The organism is Paenibacillus sp. FSL H8-0175 (assembly GCF_045040615.1).
In the GTDB taxonomy this organism is placed as follows: Bacteria; Bacillota; Bacilli; order Paenibacillales; family Paenibacillaceae; genus Paenibacillus_AQ; species Paenibacillus_AQ odorifer.
Window position 1 is genome coordinate 3,781,797 of sequence record NZ_CP150299.1, and the last position, 16,833, is coordinate 3,798,629.

16 protein-coding genes are annotated in these 16,833 nt (G+C 44.0%); 3 read left to right on the forward strand and 13 right to left on the reverse strand.

Annotated elements, in window-relative coordinates:
- Positions 1–9 precede the first annotated feature (9 nt).
- The 6 genes from MHH46_RS16760 to MHH46_RS16785 form a co-directional block, all read right to left on the reverse strand.
- Positions 10–648: an ABC-2 transporter permease gene (locus MHH46_RS16760; RefSeq protein ID WP_076190246.1), complete on the reverse strand. Its 639-nt coding sequence runs from the start codon at positions 646–648 to the stop codon at positions 10–12.
- 17 nt (positions 649–665) lie between these two features.
- Positions 666–1,301 (reverse strand): ABC-2 transporter permease, encoded by a 636-nt coding sequence (locus tag MHH46_RS16765; RefSeq protein WP_076126627.1) that lies wholly within the window; start codon positions 1,299–1,301, stop codon positions 666–668.
- The gene (locus MHH46_RS16770; RefSeq protein ID WP_076190245.1) at positions 1,294–2,163 is read right to left on the reverse strand and encodes an ABC transporter ATP-binding protein; all 870 of its coding nucleotides are present in this window, start codon (positions 2,161–2,163) and stop codon (positions 1,294–1,296) included. The genes MHH46_RS16765 and MHH46_RS16770 overlap by 8 nt, the downstream gene beginning before the upstream one ends.
- Positions 2,160–2,540 carry a GntR family transcriptional regulator gene (locus MHH46_RS16775; RefSeq protein ID WP_076126630.1) on the reverse strand — a complete coding sequence of 127 codons (381 nt, stop codon included), beginning with the start codon at positions 2,538–2,540 and terminating at the stop codon, positions 2,160–2,162. Before MHH46_RS16775 ends, MHH46_RS16770 begins: the two co-directional genes overlap by 4 nt.
- A 156-nt stretch (positions 2,541–2,696) precedes the next feature.
- Positions 2,697–3,374: a succinylglutamate desuccinylase/aspartoacylase family protein gene (locus MHH46_RS16780; protein ID WP_076126632.1), complete on the reverse strand. Its 678-nt coding sequence runs from the start codon at positions 3,372–3,374 to the stop codon at positions 2,697–2,699.
- A gap of 180 nt (positions 3,375–3,554) precedes the next feature.
- A complete protein-coding gene (locus MHH46_RS16785; protein WP_076190244.1) occupies positions 3,555–4,853 on the reverse strand; it encodes an alpha-glucosidase/alpha-galactosidase in 1,299 nt (432 codons plus the stop codon).
- 257 nt (positions 4,854–5,110) lie between these two features.
- Here MHH46_RS16785 and MHH46_RS16790 point away from each other — a divergent pair, with 257 nt between their 5' ends.
- The gene (locus tag MHH46_RS16790) at positions 5,111–5,974 is read left to right on the forward strand and encodes an AraC family transcriptional regulator (RefSeq protein WP_076190243.1); all 864 of its coding nucleotides are present in this window, start codon (positions 5,111–5,113) and stop codon (positions 5,972–5,974) included.
- Positions 5,975–5,984: 10 nt separating this feature from the next.
- Here the strand turns inward: MHH46_RS16790 and MHH46_RS16795 are convergent, their stop codons facing one another.
- Together MHH46_RS16795 and MHH46_RS16800 are read right to left on the reverse strand one after the other, a co-directional pair.
- Complete coding sequence (locus MHH46_RS16795) at positions 5,985–6,515, reverse strand: GrpB family protein (RefSeq protein WP_370510713.1); 531 nt, start codon at positions 6,513–6,515, stop codon at positions 5,985–5,987.
- 39 nt (positions 6,516–6,554) lie between these two features.
- Positions 6,555–7,775, reverse strand: a complete 1,221-nt coding sequence (locus tag MHH46_RS16800; protein WP_076190242.1) for an MFS transporter — start codon at positions 7,773–7,775, stop codon at positions 6,555–6,557.
- Positions 7,776–8,056: 281 nt separating this feature from the next.
- Between MHH46_RS16800 and MHH46_RS16805 the strand changes: the two genes are divergently transcribed.
- Positions 8,057–8,743 carry a GNAT family N-acetyltransferase gene (locus tag MHH46_RS16805; RefSeq protein WP_175620034.1) on the forward strand — a complete coding sequence of 229 codons (687 nt, stop codon included), beginning with the start codon at positions 8,057–8,059 and terminating at the stop codon, positions 8,741–8,743.
- 24 nt (positions 8,744–8,767) lie between these two features.
- Positions 8,768–9,076 (forward strand): DUF4190 domain-containing protein, encoded by a 309-nt coding sequence (locus MHH46_RS16810; protein WP_036676925.1) that lies wholly within the window; start codon positions 8,768–8,770, stop codon positions 9,074–9,076.
- A gap of 75 nt (positions 9,077–9,151) precedes the next feature.
- Here the strand turns inward: MHH46_RS16810 and MHH46_RS16815 are convergent, their stop codons facing one another.
- The 5 genes from MHH46_RS16815 to MHH46_RS16835 all read right to left on the reverse strand — a co-directional run bounded on the left by MHH46_RS16815 (position 9,152) and on the right by MHH46_RS16835 (position 16,833).
- Positions 9,152–10,342: a Ger(x)C family spore germination protein gene (locus MHH46_RS16815; RefSeq protein ID WP_076126641.1), complete on the reverse strand. Its 1,191-nt coding sequence runs from the start codon at positions 10,340–10,342 to the stop codon at positions 9,152–9,154.
- Positions 10,335–11,438: a GerAB/ArcD/ProY family transporter gene (locus MHH46_RS16820; protein WP_076184847.1), complete on the reverse strand. Its 1,104-nt coding sequence runs from the start codon at positions 11,436–11,438 to the stop codon at positions 10,335–10,337. The genes MHH46_RS16815 and MHH46_RS16820 overlap by 8 nt, the downstream gene beginning before the upstream one ends.
- Positions 11,439–11,475: 37 nt before the next feature.
- The gene (locus tag MHH46_RS16825) at positions 11,476–13,146 is read right to left on the reverse strand and encodes a spore germination protein (RefSeq protein ID WP_076126801.1); all 1,671 of its coding nucleotides are present in this window, start codon (positions 13,144–13,146) and stop codon (positions 11,476–11,478) included.
- A gap of 172 nt (positions 13,147–13,318) precedes the next feature.
- The gene (locus MHH46_RS16830; RefSeq protein ID WP_076190241.1) at positions 13,319–15,517 is read right to left on the reverse strand and encodes a DEAD/DEAH box helicase; all 2,199 of its coding nucleotides are present in this window, start codon (positions 15,515–15,517) and stop codon (positions 13,319–13,321) included.
- Positions 15,514–16,833, reverse strand: coding sequence for an ATP-binding protein (locus MHH46_RS16835; RefSeq protein WP_076184846.1), 1,320 nt, complete (start codon positions 16,831–16,833; stop codon positions 15,514–15,516). The genes MHH46_RS16830 and MHH46_RS16835 overlap by 4 nt, the downstream gene beginning before the upstream one ends.

The following is a 16,833-nucleotide window of genomic DNA, read 5'->3' on the forward strand; positions in this document are numbered from 1 at the left end:
TCCTTCGAATCAAAGATCTTTCCGCACAAAAATCCGCAGAGAAATGATATATGAACAGCTAAGCAAGAATACATAAGCCAGCCCTAGGATTATAAAGGGAATGACTGTACCTTTCACTCCAAAACTCAGCCATCTGTTCACATCAGGTATCCACTGGATCAAAAAGCTAAACACATTCGGTCCAAACATTACAATCATCATAAAAACAAGATTAACCACTTGCGCTCCCTTTGCCCCTAACCAGTAATGAATCGGTAAATAAAGCATCGCAAGGAGAGGGAAAATGGATAACGTAATACCAACCTCTTGCCAAAAATGAGGGGTTACAGCTTTACCTGTTACAATAATCAGGAGATAGGTAAAGGACGTGGCTGCCAGCCCAACAAGCGCATACGGAAGGATCGAAAAATATTTGGCACGGACAAGCTCTTGTCTCCTTACAGGGAGATTAACGAGAAACCGTTGCGTCATCTGCTGAGTATCCATTGAGCAGGAGCTTATCAATAACAGCATGGGTGGCATTACCGTAAATAAACTGAAGCTATGATAGTTCGAGTAAGCTATCCAAATAAAAAAAGGGATTAGCAGCATCAGAAATTTACGCAGAAGAATGAAGTCTTTTTGAATTAAAAAAAATGATTTATACACTTTACGTCCTCCTTAGCTTATAACTCTTCCTTGCTAAACAATCGTAGTGAAATCCTATAAGAGCAGTACAATATGGAGAGATAAACAATCCCTATCAAACCAATCGACAACAGATGATCCTGCAGCTTTATGTCGGTAATTGTTAAGAAAAAGGATGAATTTGAGAGTGAAGATCCAGTGTTCAGGGTGGTAATCGTTATTACTACATTAAAAAGGATATTGAAGTAATAGTTTTTGGAACCAAGCCAATAATGAATCGGCAGATAAATAGACGCAGCCAAAGGAATCATAAGTAACGTTAAAGATACCCCTATCCAATAAAACGAGCTAATGGAATATCCAAATGAAAAGGAAATTAGTAACAAAGCTAAAGAGCAAACCAAACCGATGAAACAATAAGGAATAAGTGATAAGTATTTAGCCAAGATAATCTCTTGCCGTCTTACTGGTAACCCTATCACAAACTTTGTGTTGTTATTCTGTGCATCCATAGAACAGGAGTATACGAGCAACAGTAAAGATTGAAAAGTAGCAAACATGCTGGAGTTATCCAGTTGAACATATGCGATGAACAAGATACTCAAGAGAAATATAGGGATAAAATTCCGCAGGAGAATAAAATCTTTTCGAATCAGCAACAAGAGATTAAACATACAAAGCGTTTCCCTTTACCGTAAAATACATGATTTCTTCCAGGGTAGGTGTTTCGCATATGGCATGATCTCTAAAGAAGTGTTCCCCCTCAGAGCGATTGTTCAGAAGCCCCTCGAAACCAACTTCCGTCTCTCTAAGCCCGATGAACCATTTTCGTACATCCCGATCAAGCAACTCTTTATTGCCTTTTACCAGCATATATTTGTTGGCTAGAGATTCTTTCATTTCATTAAATACTAGGTGCCCTTCGTTCACAAAAACAATATAGTCCGCGATCCGGTCCAAATCAGTCGTATTATGCGTTGAAAAAAGAATAGACTTCTTCTCATCCTGGATATGCTCACTAAGCAAATCAAGCAACTCTCTTCGGAATATAGGATCAAGTCCTGCAGTAGGTTCATCCATAATAAGCAGATCTGCACCATGTGATAAGGCAATGGCGAGCGAATACTTCATTTTCATTCCTTTGGAGAGCTCCTTAATCTTTTTCCGCGGGGAAAGCTTGAACATCTCTATGTATTTCCTATACGTTTCTTGATCCCAACGACTATAGAAAGGAGCAATAATCTTACTCATCTGATCGATGGTTAATTGATCGTAAAAGTAATTTTCATCGGAGACATAGCCAATCCGATCCTTATTCTCTGCTTCATGGATAGACATCTCTTGGTCAAAAATCTTGACGCTGCCATGATCAGGAAACACCATCCCCATCATCATTTTTATTAATGTTGTTTTCCCTGCCCCATTCGGTCCAATTAGCCCCGTGATATACCCTTCTTTAATACCGAACGTAAGTTCGCATAGGCTAAAATGGCCATATTTTTTAGATATTTGGTCCAATTGAATGACTTCTTTCATTCTGTCTCCTCCTCATAAAGCAATTTCAACATCTCACTAAACTCAGCAAAATTAATCCCCAGCATTTTACTCTCGTCGATAATCTCCTTCATTTTGTTCTCCATAATCCGTAGCCGTTGTTCCCGAATAAACTCCTGATCTGCACCAGAAACAAAGGAACCTTTCCCCACAATTGAATTGATAAGCCCTTCTCTCTCCAGTTCTTCATAGGCTCGTTTCGTTGTAATTACGCTAATCTGCAGCTCTTTGGCTAATAGCCGGATAGAAGGTAATGGGGTGCCAGACACTAACTCTCCTTGCAGAATCATCTGGCGGATCTGGCTGACAATCTGTGCATAGATGGGTTCACCGGAAGTGTTGGATATCAATATGTTCATGTAATCGTGCCCTCACTCCTAGTTTATGTGTTATCAATGTATATATGTAATATATACACTATACCCATTGTTGTCAATTACCTTTCTTGTATCGGCAAAAAAGCTGATTCCTAGGATCTAAGAACCAGCTTACACAGTTATCAGATATTTTCTCTATCACAATAATCCCGCACTTTTTAAAAAACGGCTAACAATATCTATCTGATAGCGAATCCGTAGCTCACGATCAAGGCTCCAGCAGGTTTCCACAGTAAATGCTTTAGCCCCTAATATACGGGTAACGGCTGCCCTTGAGGAGCCGGGGCGCTCCCGTAAACGGATATTAAAATGATAAGCGGTTTTGGGAATCGTTCGATTAATGCCTTTGATGACACGTTTTGCTGTACCTGTTCCTCGGCTTCCCGGAGTGACGATGATCGACTGGCCAAGTCGCTTCGGATTTTTTTGTGACAACCCATTTGCTTCATGAAGATCCAGAAACCAGGTGGGACGATATCTTAGTACTAGCTGTAGCAAAGCTGAAGCTAATGGATGTTTTGCCGCTGTTTTGCTAGAACGTGGAAAGGTGCGATTTAAATCGGGTACACCTCTGATCCGTTTGCGGTAAGCTTTTTGATTCATTAGAGGTACTACAATGATCGTGCCCCGGTGTATATACAACCTTCTCTGGTTAAAATGTTCTACAATGATCTGTGCGGCACGAATACTTCCTGTCTCATTCCCATGTATCCCCGACACCACCATAAAGACAGGACCAGGAAGCTCACCTCTAATCACATAATAAGGAGTAGCATAAGCTGTGGACGATGCTAAGGTATAGCTTTCAACGATCATAAAGGATCACCTCCACATTTAGATAATCCATATATGTGTATTCCGATGTCCCCCAGTTGTCCTAGACAGATAAGCAAGAAGAAACGACGTGGTCTTTTTTAAAGATAGCATTCGGTTTTCGTAGAAATACAATCAAAAAAAGCCTGATTTCTCAGGCTTCCTTAGTCCTAACTAGTTAATTTATTTATACGCCGGGAGCCAGTCTCCATGGGCTGTGATCAGCTCGTCGCACATATTTGTAATGTCATCCATCGACAATTCAGCTGCTGTATGTGGATCGAGCATTGCGGCGTGATAGATATGCTCTTTCTTATGGGTAATCGCTGCTTCGATCGTTAACAACTGTGTATTAATGTTTGTACGATTCAGTGCGGCGCACTGTGGAGGCAGATCTCCCACGTAGGTCGGAGTTACTCCGCTTCTATCTACTAAACAAGGGACCTCTACACATGCTTCTTTTGGCAAATTAGTGATAAGACCTGTATTCATAACATTGCCACCTATTTTGAAAGGCACATTAGTTTCGATAGCTTCCATAATATAAGACGCATATTCATGCGAACGTTCATGTTTAAGTTCTTTGTTATTAACCAATTCTTCACGCATTTGTTGCCAACGTTCAATTTGATCTACACAGCGGCGTGGATACTCGTCGAGTGGAATTTGAAACCGTTCGATAAGCTCTGGGTAATTACGTTTGATAAAATAAGGATGATACTCTGCATTATGTTCCGAAGATTCCGTAATGTAGTAACCGAATTTAAGCATCATTTCATAACGGACCATGTCTCCGTGATGTTCTTGTTGCTTCTCAGCGGCACGGCGTTTAATTTCCGGATACAAATCCTCGCCGTCTTTAGTAACCTCCAATAACCAAGCCATATGGTTAATCCCAGCGATCTTAGCCTGAACACCTGTCTGATTCATACCCAGATGCTCGAACAAGCCCGGAATACAATGCTGCACACTATGACATAATCCCACCGTCTTTACACCGCCATAGGTATTCATCACATTGGTCAGAACTGCCATAGGATTCGTATAGTTCATAAAGAGTGCGTCCGGACAAACCTCCCGTACATCCGCAGCAAAGTCCAGCATCACTGGAATAGTACGCAGGTTACGGAAAATCCCACCTATGCCAACTGTGTCCGCAATCGTTTGCCGCAAGCCATATTTCTTCGGAATTTCAAAATCTGTGATGGTGCAAGGATCGTAACCTCCCACTTGGATTGCATTAATGACATATTTAGCTCCACGCAAAGCTTCTTTACGATCCGTATAGGATTTCACAACACAAGTGCTGCCGCTGCTCTCTTTTATATTATTTAGCATATTCTCGGAATCTTTCAGGCGTTGTAGATCAATATCATACAGGGCAAGTTCAAATCCTTGCAGGGCTGGCGTTCTCATACAATCTCCCAACACGTTTTTGGCAAATACGGTGCTACCCGCTCCGATAAATGTAATTTTAGACATGTGAAATTTTCCTCCTTATAGGTGAGGTGAACGGTATTAACATCGCAGTTTTATGGAGTAGAGTAAACTATAATTCCCTTATAAACACTAAGATGTCAGATCATAACCGTCTGCTCTCTTCACTAATCACTATAAATGAGAGCGGTCCCAATGAGTATGGAGAAATACAAGAGATATATGGACGTTTGTTGCATTTGTATATTCAATCCTATAATCTAAATGTATTATAAAAGCAATCTTGGGGAGGTTCTAAGTAAATGGCTTCAGAGCATTATCATTTTACAGCAGGGTTTAATCTGGCTCCCGATGATCATGACCTATCTGTATTATTCAGCGGAGAAGGCAAACCCGTTCCTGGCCATAAAATGGGCCCCTCTGTTCATGATTACTATCTCATTCATACAGTAATTGATGGGGAAGGAGTTTTTCAAAGTGGCAGTAATTCGCAGGGATGTAGTAAGGGGGATACCTTTGTTATTTTTCCGGGGGCGTTATTTAGCTATCAGGCAGACATGGATCGTCCGTGGACATATGTATGGGTGGCCTTACAAGGGGAAGCGGTTGAACAGCTACTACACGAAGTGGGAATTACAAGGGACAAGCCAATAATCCACTTAGATAAACTAATAGAGATACATAAAATATATGAACATATTCGTTTATCCTTTCAGCAATCTGCTTATCCTCGACTGGAGAGCTTAGAAGCTTCGGGTTGGCTGCGGCTGCTAGTGCACAAATTCGGTGTTGCGAACATAAGTTCGCTTCCCTCTCAATCGATAGAATTACCGGATGTTATCGACCGCCAGATCGATCAAGCGATCCGTTGGATTTCTCTGCAGTTTCATCAACAGATCAGTATCGACCATATGGCATCGTCTCTAGGCTATCATAGGGCGCACCTCTCTAAAGTCTTTAAACAAAAGATCGGCATGTCTCCCAAACAATATTTATTAAAGGTTCGTATGGATAAAGCAAAAAAACTGCTAGGAGGCACGCTGACCATCGACCAGATCTCTTCCTCGGTCGGTTTCAATGACGCGTTATACTTCTCCAAGCAGTTCCGTAAGTGGAGCGGCATGTCTCCCAGTGAATTTCGAAATCATCTTCGAACGGGCAAGTGATTGATGTATCTTACGTTTCTTTCATGGCTTTAGATAAAATTGAGCTAACAAACGTTGTCTTTCCTTCACAATAAGCATCAATGTCATAACGATGTTGTTCTGCCAAGCGTTGTTTGACCTCTGCATACGCTTGACGCGCTGCTGTATTCGATCGCAGATAGTCTCTGAAAGCGATATGCTCCAAGTAGCCTTTTCCATCCTTAGGACATACATACAGATGATATTTCATAAATCCATCATCCTGAAGTCTTTGAAACGCTTCTCTTCCCTCTATTCCCAAGTTCCCTTGGTGTTCATATCCATGCTGTTGTAAACGTTCTATGATTTGTGGGAGTACATCGTAGCTGTCCATCACAAGATCAAGGTCGATGATAGGTTTAGCAGCTAGCCCTTCAATCGAAGTACTGCCCACATGCTCGATAGAAATAATAAGATCTCCGACATAAGATAAGAGCTGTTCTTTTAATCTATTGAATTCTGCCTTCCACTCTGGGTTATACGGGACAACCTCTATAACTTTCGTCTTCTCAGCGATGATCAAACACCTCCCGGGTATAATAAAAGGTACTGTAATACGTTTCTAGCTAGTCTCTGGTAAATCCTCTTTCTCGATCACTCTATAGACGATCCATATGCATAAAGCGGCTACAACTAGCGTTCCCCCCATTAAGCAGACACCACTCCAGCCCCAATGCTGCCATGCAAAACTTCCCAGCGTGGATCCAATCGCTCCACCTGTAAAAGTGCTGACCATAAAAACAGTATTAATACGACTGCGAGCCGCTGGTTCAAGTGCATATATCCGTGTTTGGTTACTGACCTGTGACCCCTGTACCCCAAGATCCAGAATAATAACTCCAGCAATCAAACTCCAGATCGTAAATCCGGCTAAACCAAAAAATCCGTAAGCAATTAATGTAATTAACAGTAGGATTCCTACAATCTTTTTGGGAGCAATTCTGTCTGCTAACCTCCCGATAAATGGAGCACCAGCAGCACCTGCTACACCAATAAGACCAAACAATCCTGTAATAGAGCTACTGTAGTGATAAGGTTCTCCTTCCAGAAAGAAAGCTAGAGAAGTCCAGAACACACTAAAGCCGCCAAACATGCAAGCCCCAATTAAAGATGACTCACGAAGCGTCGAATATCTGCGAATCAGTTGTCCCATTGATTTCAGCAGATCTGAGTACGAGGAATTATTGTCTGGTTTCGTTGCCGGGATTAGCCGATAAAGAATAAGGGATAACAATAACATGACTACTGCGGCAATCCAGTACATCGCTCTCCAGCCGAACATATCCCCTATAATTCCGGATATTGTTCTTGCTAGCAAAATACCAAAAAACAATCCGCTCATTACTGTGCCTATAACCTTCCCCCGCTCCTCCGGTAAAGCTAACTCAGCCGAGAGAGGAATGATGACCTGCGGCACCACCGTAGTTATGCCGATAGCAAAGCTGGCGATATACATCCAAGTGAGGTTTTGTGCGGTAGCGAAACCAATTAGTGACAGTGATACAGCAATAAGAAGTCCTGATATCAGTGTTCTGCGTTCACGAATGTCACCTAGTGGAACAAAAAATAACATTCCCAGCGCGTAGCCGATTTGAGTAAGCATCGATACATATCCCACTGCGTTAGAGGAAGCATTAAATGTGCGTCCTATCTCAGCTAGGAGCGGCTGATTATAATACATATTTGCCACGCTTAGTCCTGATGCAATGGCTAGAATTAGGATGAATTGCTTAGATAGACCTTCTCCTACACGAACAGCAGCGCCTGTGATAGATTGTGTCATGAAATTATGTGCCTCCGTTCACGTATGCTGCTTCAAACAGCGAGCTTTATTTTCCCTAATATATTATAACAGTCAATGTCAACCTTCCTTCTTCAATAGATTAATGATTAGTAAAGGGAAAAATATAAATATCTGCATAAGTACTATTTATAGTAAAATATATAAATCTGAGCTAGGAGTGGATGAACGTGCACCAGAACGAACGAATCATAAACAAATTACAAACGAATCCCTTAAAGAATGTAAGCTTGTTAAAAATGTTAAACTCCTTCCACGAAGTCATGGAAACACATCTAGTTGAGCATGGTGATCAGTGGGGTATTGTATTACTTCTTCCAGCCACAGCATACGCATATGATCATAGGGTATATCCTCAAGCGGATTACATCGTATTTTTGGATTACAGCTGCCCCGATATATTTCCAGCTTTACTACCACTGCTCCCAGCACAGGCGAAGCTTGTTTTTAAACTACAGGATGTGAAGTACCAAGAGGCACTGTCTGCGCATTTTTCTTTAGAAAAAACTCGGGGGTTTTTCTCTTACAGCACAACTGAGGGGTTAAGGTATAGTAAGGACAAAGAGGTGTCAATCAATCATTCATTTGACGACAGACTACTTCCACTTTGGGCTGCTAACCATTACAATAAGGAAGAAATTGAGGAATATTTCCAAAAAGGAGCGTTTTCCGTTTCAATCTTTCAGGGCGACAATCCGGTTAGTACCTGCCTAGCGTTCCGAAATGAAGAGCAGATTTGGGAAATCGGCGCTGTTCATACTTTAGAAGCATTTCAAAGATACGGATACGCGAAAATGGTAGTTCGCACAGCCATACAAGAAACGTTAGAACGAGGCTTTATTCCACGCTATCACGTCCTTGAAAGAAATCAAGCGTCCATTCGTCTAGCTGAATCTATTGGGCTTGTCCCTTGTGTGCAGCTAGAGCACTGGATTAACTACATTCAATAACAATTTCTATTGGAGGTGATTTTAATGAGCTATCCACCAAACGACAATTTGAACTATTATCAGCCTCCACCCCCTCCGGCACCGACGAATGGTAAATCAATCGCTGGTTTTGTCTTGGGAATCCTCTCTATTGTTGTGCCTTATATTGGTTTTCTGTTAGGAATTATTGCGATTATTCTATCCGCCTTATCGCTGAAGGAAATCCGTAATCGTTATGAACAAGGCAAAGGCCTAGCGATTGCAGGCCTGGTATGTGGAATTGTGGGCACGCTGATGTACGCAATTATTATATTATTCGTCGTTGTGTTTGTTTTTGCAGCTTCTACTTACTAACCACGAAAAGGATCTCAATAGCCATCATCGGCTGCTGAGATCCTTTTCGAGTTAACACGCTATCAAGTGAACCCTTCATTCAGTCGTGGAACCAAAATCGGTGATTTTAAGCTTAACATCAAAGGTCAATGGCATCCGAATAAATTCCTCGTCCCAATGATCCTTGATCTTTTTCCAAACCTGCGGTTTTTCTATGCTAAACCAATTTCCGAACCCTGCTATATCCACTTTGTAGGTAGAATGCATTTTGTGAATAAGAGCATTGATTTTTTCGGTTAATTTTTCCTCGAATATCTTCTCCAATTCTTTGAAATAGGCAACTTCCGCGGAATGCTCATTATCATCCCAATTCTCAATAAGACGTCCATCAGACTCAATGGCTACATGAATAGAGAACTTCTCATCCGCAGTCTCCTTCAGCGTAATCTTGCTCTTAACTGATTTAATTTCATAAGTAATCGCTTCATTCAACTGATTATAGGCTTTAATGCTCCCACCTTTTATGTCCCCTTTGATCCAGGCAATACTCTCCACATCCTGTTGATCAATATTGCCAATCCACTGTCCTGTGTCTCCCTTGATAATACCTGCTCCGGAAAATTCCACCTCACCTTGTGCCTCCACAACGTTCTGTAAAACAAAGCTTTGCCTGGAGTACATAAGTGCATCTAGATTAGACAACGTTATGCCCTTCATAACTTTACTGGTTCTGAAGTGGTTATGAATCATGTCTGCAAGACGAAAAGAAGGAATCTCCTCCGAAGTTGTTTTAAGTGTGTCGGATGCAGGCCCTTGGCTAAGAAATATAAGACAGCTAGGGCGGATATCATTATCTCGCAGTAAAAAGTCCATTAGCCGTCTGATCTTCTCCTGTTGCACCAGTTTCTCAGATATGACAACAACCTTGAGGTGATGACCTATAATCGGACGGTTCTTACGTATTGAGATTTGGCGGAATATCTCAAGCAGAGAATCCCCTGTCTCAGAAATGTTGTGATAATGAGTTTGTGGTGTTGCGCCATCTTTGCCAGAGTTTCCGAGTATTTTTTCAGGCACAATTTGTACCGTAGCCGTCAATTTATTTTTCTTAAAATAGCTTCCTCCGAGTTCCTCAAACTCCCGTTCGACTCCTTTCGGCTCCCCCTTGTCAAGCGCCAATCCCGTATAAACACTCAAGTCTTCAATCTCCTTACTGCTCCAGCAGCCAGACTGCGTAAGCAGAATCACGAATACCAATAGTAGGCGAATAACCCGCTGTCTAAACATTCTGCTTGAGTCCTTTCTTCCTAATGATTAATACAATCGACAATAACAGTGGCAGCATTATAAAGATCAGCACACCCATATAGCCAATCGCATCACCAAGACTAAAGACATCATTGATGCGCTGAGGGATCATCGTACAGATGAAGATGATGGGCATTAAAGCGAACATAACCGGATGGATCTTTAGGTGGAATACCTGGGAGATGCCAAGTGATGCATTAAAGAAAAAGCTGCAAAAATTACAGAACATCTGCATCAGCCAAATGACGAGCAACGGAAATTCAAATCGTTCAAAAAAGAACCCTGATATTTCAAAGCTCCGTACCAAATCTATCGTAGGCCAGGTGCTGGTGATTACAGAATTGATGGATAGGCCGCCGATAACCATCACAACAGTAACCAAATACAATACCAGCGGGATACTTAAACCGACCATCATTCCTTTGACCGCTTGCTGCGGATGCTCCATAAAGGCCGTCATTGTCATCACAACCTCACAACCGGTAAAAATCAGGATGCTAGACTTCATGCCTCGGATCACCGGCATCATGCCTTCACTCAGAAAAGGACGCAAATGCTGGATATCAAATATTCTGGTACTTAAGATATAACAAATAATCAGAATAAAAATACTGATCGGAAATACAATCTGAAACACGCGGGCCATGGAATTAATCCCGCCATACACCAAATAAGTGCCCACCCAGATGAACGGCATCACAATCGCCCAGATCGGTGTCCCTTCCAGAAGAAAGAACAATGTTACTTCCGCCAGAACGCGGATTTCGAAACCCGCAATCACAATAAAGTAAAGAATCAATATTGTACTCATTACACTGCCTGGAAAATTCCCAACAATTCTTTTAGAATACTGAAAGACAGTCTTCCCTGGAAATTGCTGGCTAAGCTTCACCATAACCAATATGACCAAAGATACGACGATACCTCCCAGCACTACTGAAATCCAGGCATCGGGAGTCTGCACAGCCTTAACAACATTTCTGGGCAAAGTCAAAATTCCCGCACCTAGCATTGAATTGGTCAAGATTATGGAAGCCTGCGAGGTTGTGATCTTATCATCAGTTCGTTTAAACACTGTGGTCTCCCCTCTGCTCCTGCTAAGAATACATTCTCTAGGACCTGCGCTTTTTCTTCTGGGTCTTCAGCATCTCCGGTCTTCGCTTCATGATCGATAACGGTGCACGAACGAACAAATCCTTCCAGTCACTTAAGCGGAAAGGGGAAATAGGGGTGACGTAAGGAACTCCAAAGCTTGAAAGCCGAGTCAGATGGCTGCAAATAAGCAGGAAGAAAAGGATGGTTCCGAACATGCCCAGGACCGCCGCAAATAACATGCCTGCGAATCGTAAGATCCGAAGAGTAATCCCCGCACTGTACATCGGTATGGAAAACGAAGAGATCGCTGTCACAGCTACAACAATTACCAAAAAAGGACTTACAATACCAGCCTGTACCGCGGCATCTCCAATGATTAGACCTCCGACAATCCCCATTGCCGGACCTATGGGCTTCGGCAGCCGAATTCCAGCTTCACGCAAAATTTCAATGGAAATTTCCAGAATCAACACTTCAATTAATGCAGGAAAGGGTACACCTTGGCGTGTTTCGATAATGGAGATCGCCAGTTGTGTAGGAATCAGTCCCGGATGAAAAGAGATAAAGGAAATATACAGCGCCGGAGCCAACAGAGCCAGAAATGATGCGCAAAACCGGAGTATCCGCAAAAGTGTACCCGGAATCCAGCGCTCATAATAATCCTCAGGAGACTGCAAAAGCATACTGAACGTCACTGGAACAACGAGTGCAAACGGTGTGCCATCCAGCAAAATCGCGACTCTTCCCTCTAACAAGGATGCAATTACCCGATCGGGTCTTTCCGTATTCTGTGTCTGCTGAAACGGGCTTAAATAATCATCCTCGATCAACTGTTCCACATAGCCGGATTCCAGAATAAAGTCCATATCAATTTTGGAGATACGTTCCTTCACTTCCTGGAGCAGATCAGGATTTACAATGTTTTTCATATAAGCGATAACCAGGTTCTTCTTGATTTCGCTGCCTACTTCAACCATTTTCATTTCCAGATTCTTATTAAGCCCTTGGCGCCGCAGCATAGAGGTATTCTCACTAAGCACCTCAGTAAAGCCAATCCGAGGCCCACGCAGTAAAGCCTCCGAGGTCGGCTCAGTAATCGCGCGCACGGATCCATGCGGAGAACCCACCAGCAACATCTCACGCATGCCTTCGACAATCAGCGCAGTGTATCCGAATAGGACAAACTCCTGCAGTTGGTCTAAATCCTTGGCTTCACTAAGCTGAGCTAAGGGGAGCATATTCTGTTTCAAGTAGTTGTATATTCCTTCTGAAGCCTGCGTTTCGCCGGCATACATCAGATTCTGCAGCACCTGCTGATTGATTAGCTCCTCGTGCTGCATCCCCTCTACATAGACCAATGCGGCACGTGCCTGTATACCTTTAACTGAGAATTCACGAAAATGTACATCACTGTTCTCCCCCAATGCCGTTTTTATCGCTGTCAGATCGGCATCATAGTCCTGGGTAAAAGCAGTAGACACAGGAGGCTGCGGATTTACTTCCCGATTGTCATTCTTCTTCAGTTCCGCATCCTGTGATTTGGCCTCTGTTTCCTTGGAGCGTCCGCTTCCAACATAAAAATACAAATGCCTGTAAAGATAAAAAATCCCTACGGGAAAGAGCAGCGTAATCGCCGCCTGCATAAAAATTGTCCAGTCCGGAATATAAGAGACTATTTTAGGCCACATCGCAATCATCCTCTATAGGAATCTGTTAGTACTATTCTCCTTCCACCCTATTCTTATGCAACATTTGAAACTTAAGGAAAGTTCATATATCAGCATTGGTCCGGACATAACAAAACGCCCGCATAAGCGGACGTCTGCAATTTAGAGTATTTTCAATGGGTACTGCTTAAGGTTAATTAGGTTGCTGCCACTGCTTTAAAACTTCAATCAGACCCGGAACATCTAATCCATCCAAGGAAAAAGCTTTGCGCAGCAGCTCATGCGGGATGAACTCATCGTATTTTCCGAGATAGGGTGCTTCATCTGGGGATAACAATGATAATGGATCTGTGGCAGCCATACTTTCGGCAATGATCTCTGCTTCCAGCGTTTCTGCATCTGTTTTACCCGCAACGACCATATAATAAGGTTCCATGGGAACGATAGAACGCAGTCCCAGAGGGCTCTTCAGATTGTTCTTCAGAAGGCGCTCCAGCGTGCGGAATTGCCGACTACCCGCCCAGGGCAGAATGAACATGGAATCTCCACCTGCCGGCATAACGGACCGCACAAGCATTCCACTTTCCTTCGCTAAACGACGGGCTCGTTCGAGCCGTGCAGCCGCACTCGGAGCTAAATAAGGATACAATGAAGTGGCTCCTAAGATTTCACGGATTTTGGTCATGATGCGTGTATGTACATCCCCACCCGCACCAAGCCACAACGTATCTACTTTGCCGCGTGAGGTTTTCACATAAACGGCTTTATGGCGATTATCCACCTCTTCTACCTTCCAAAGCTTACCTGCCAGAGTAAAACAGTAGCCTGGTGGTGGAACCGTTGTGATCGATCCGATTTCCTCAGTCCCGTTATAGACCACATGCTCTTCATCATCTTTGAAGACCGCGTAGAAGCGGAAGTTATTCACGATCTTCTCTCCCGCCATCCCGATGATCAAGCTGCCTTCGTCCATCTTCTCAATTTGTCCCATGCCTAACATATAGGTCATGAAAATATCATAATCAGTAGGATCTATGGTTTTAAACGAAGGCAAACTCAGAACCGCTTCTTTTAAATCATCCGGTTCTGCCTCACCCATACTTTTCAAAATGCTCATCGTCTGATGGTACAGCAGTCCAACTGGCAGCTGACGCACGACCAGGGGTTCCACCCATTTCTCGCGCACATATAGCTCAATTACCGCTATCGCTCGAAGCAGTGTCCACGGCATCCGCGCCGGAAGCTGAGCTTCCTCGTCCTCTTCCTCGGGCGTGACAAAGATCATCTCGGATGCAGCGTCTCCACGCCTGCCCGAGCGGCCTAACCGCTGCACAAAGCTTGCGCAGCTATAGGGAGCGCCGACCTGTAGCACTCGCTCCAGCTCGCCCAGATCAATACCCAGCTCCAGCGTCAACGTCGCTGCGGCAACAGCCGGTCCGGTGCCTTGCCGCAGCGCGGCTTCCGTCTCTTCACGCAGCATCGCGGAGATGCTGCCATGGTGAACGTGAAATACATCCCGTTCACCACGCTTCGCGGCCGTCCTCCGCATCTCTAGGGTCGCCGTCTCCGCATCTGAGCGGCTGTTGGTGAAGATCAACGCCTTCTTCAGATGCGTATGATCATAAATAAAATCGTAATAAGACTGCTTCGCACGTTCTAAATGCTCCGCCTGCACCTCATCCCGTGCATCCGGGAAAGAGAAATGCTCCACACTTAAACGGAGCTTACGCCCGCCTTGTGGAGCGGACACTTCAACGCTCTCCCGTGTGCCCGCCGCCAGCCACTCTGTGACAGAAGCGTAGTCACTCAGCGTAGCTGATAGACCGATTCTGCGAGGATGACATCCCGCCATTCGTGAGATTCTCTCCAGCTGGCTTAACACTTGGATCCCCCGGTCAGCTCCCATAAAGGCATGCACCTCGTCAATGACAATAAAACGTAGATCATGGAACAACGCTGGAATAGCATTCGGGCGGTTCATCAACAATCCTTCAAGCGATTCAGGGGTGATTTGCAGCACGCCTGAAGGATTCTGCACCAGTTTTGTTTTATCGGTTTGTGGTACATCTCCATGCCAGTGCCACACCGGAATGTTGCCTTCACGAAGCAAATCATTCAAACGTGTAAATTGATCGTTGATCAAAGCTTTCAGAGGGGCGATATACAAAATGCCAACCGAACCGGAAGGACGTTCATACAGCTCAGTAAGCGCTGGGAAAAAAGCTGCCTCTGTCTTACCTGAAGCGGTACCTGAGGCAATCAGCAGATGATGCGGGGTATCAAAAAGCACCCGGCAGGCATCCACCTGTGCCTCACGCAAAGTCTCCCAGCGGTTCTTATAAATAAACTCTTTAATGAAGGGAGCCAGCCTATAGAACGGATTATCGCTCATAATTCAAACTCCGCCAGAAACCCATCCAGTTCATTTTGCTCAGTCTCAGCTGGCTTAGCCGTTTTTTCGCCCACTAGCTGTTCAAAAGTAATCTCCGGATGCTGGTGGAGCGTATGCAGCAGATCCATGAAATCACGTACTACCTCCCGTGGAGTCAAGAGTTCCTCAGCCCCTAATCTTCCAACCGCTTCCTCCATAAAATGAACCAATTGTTCCTGTGATAAACGTGCTTCATAACCGTAATGTAGGGCGTGAATCTCTTTAAGCTTTTGCAGCAGTACCAGAATTTCCTCGTGTGATAACATGTCCAGTGCAATGATAGGTCCAGTATAATTGTTCAGACCCGCCGCCACGTACCGGCCAGCAACCAATCGCGATCGCAGTGCCTCATAACTAAATAAACCACGCCGTCCATCTTCCACAAATTGCGGAGTTCCCCCTATAAAAATCCCTAAGTTCTCTGCCTTCCCCTGCATCGTATCATTGAACATGGTAAGCAGCTTTTCATAGTTGCTCTGACGGGAAATACTGTTCGTAATTTTATAAAGATTGACACCTTCATCAATAAACAGCAGCAGACCTTTATAGCCAATAGCCGCAGTAAATTCCGCCCAAAGCTTCATATAGTCATACCAATTATCATCATCAATAATCACGCCAACTCCAAGCGCTTTGCGGGCTTCTGTCCGAGTTGCAAATTCTCCACGCAACCAGCGAAGCGAATCCTGTTTCTGGTCATCATCGGCCAGCTTGTGTGCATTCCAATAAGAGGCGAGTACTTTGGCAAAATCAAAACCATGTACCAAACCACGCATTTCAGAGGCTACAGCGTAAATTCGCTTCTCTACTTCTTCACCAAGCTGAGGGTGATCAGGCCCATATTCCTTCTCCTGCATCACGGACTGCTGTAGCGTAATAATCCATTTCTGCAGGATGATCTCCAACGCTCCACCATCTGGACGTGTGCGGGTCGATAAATGGCTCATTAGCTCCCGGTAAGTCGCTAGGCCTTGTCCTTTAGTTCCTACTAACCTACGCTCAGGGGACAGGTCAGCATCTGCTACTACAAAATCCCGATCCATCGCGTAATTACGGATCATCTGAAGCAGAAAGCTTTTGCCGCTACCGAATTTGCCTGTAATCAGCTTAAAAGCTGCTCCACCCTCTGCAATGTTCTCCATATCTCTTAATATGGCTTCAATCTCCGGCCGACGGCCAACGGCTATGTGCTCTAGTCCGATACGCGGAACAACGCCAGCCGTCAACGAATTGACTAGCGCAGTTGTCATTCGTTTAGGTATTTTTAATTCACTCAT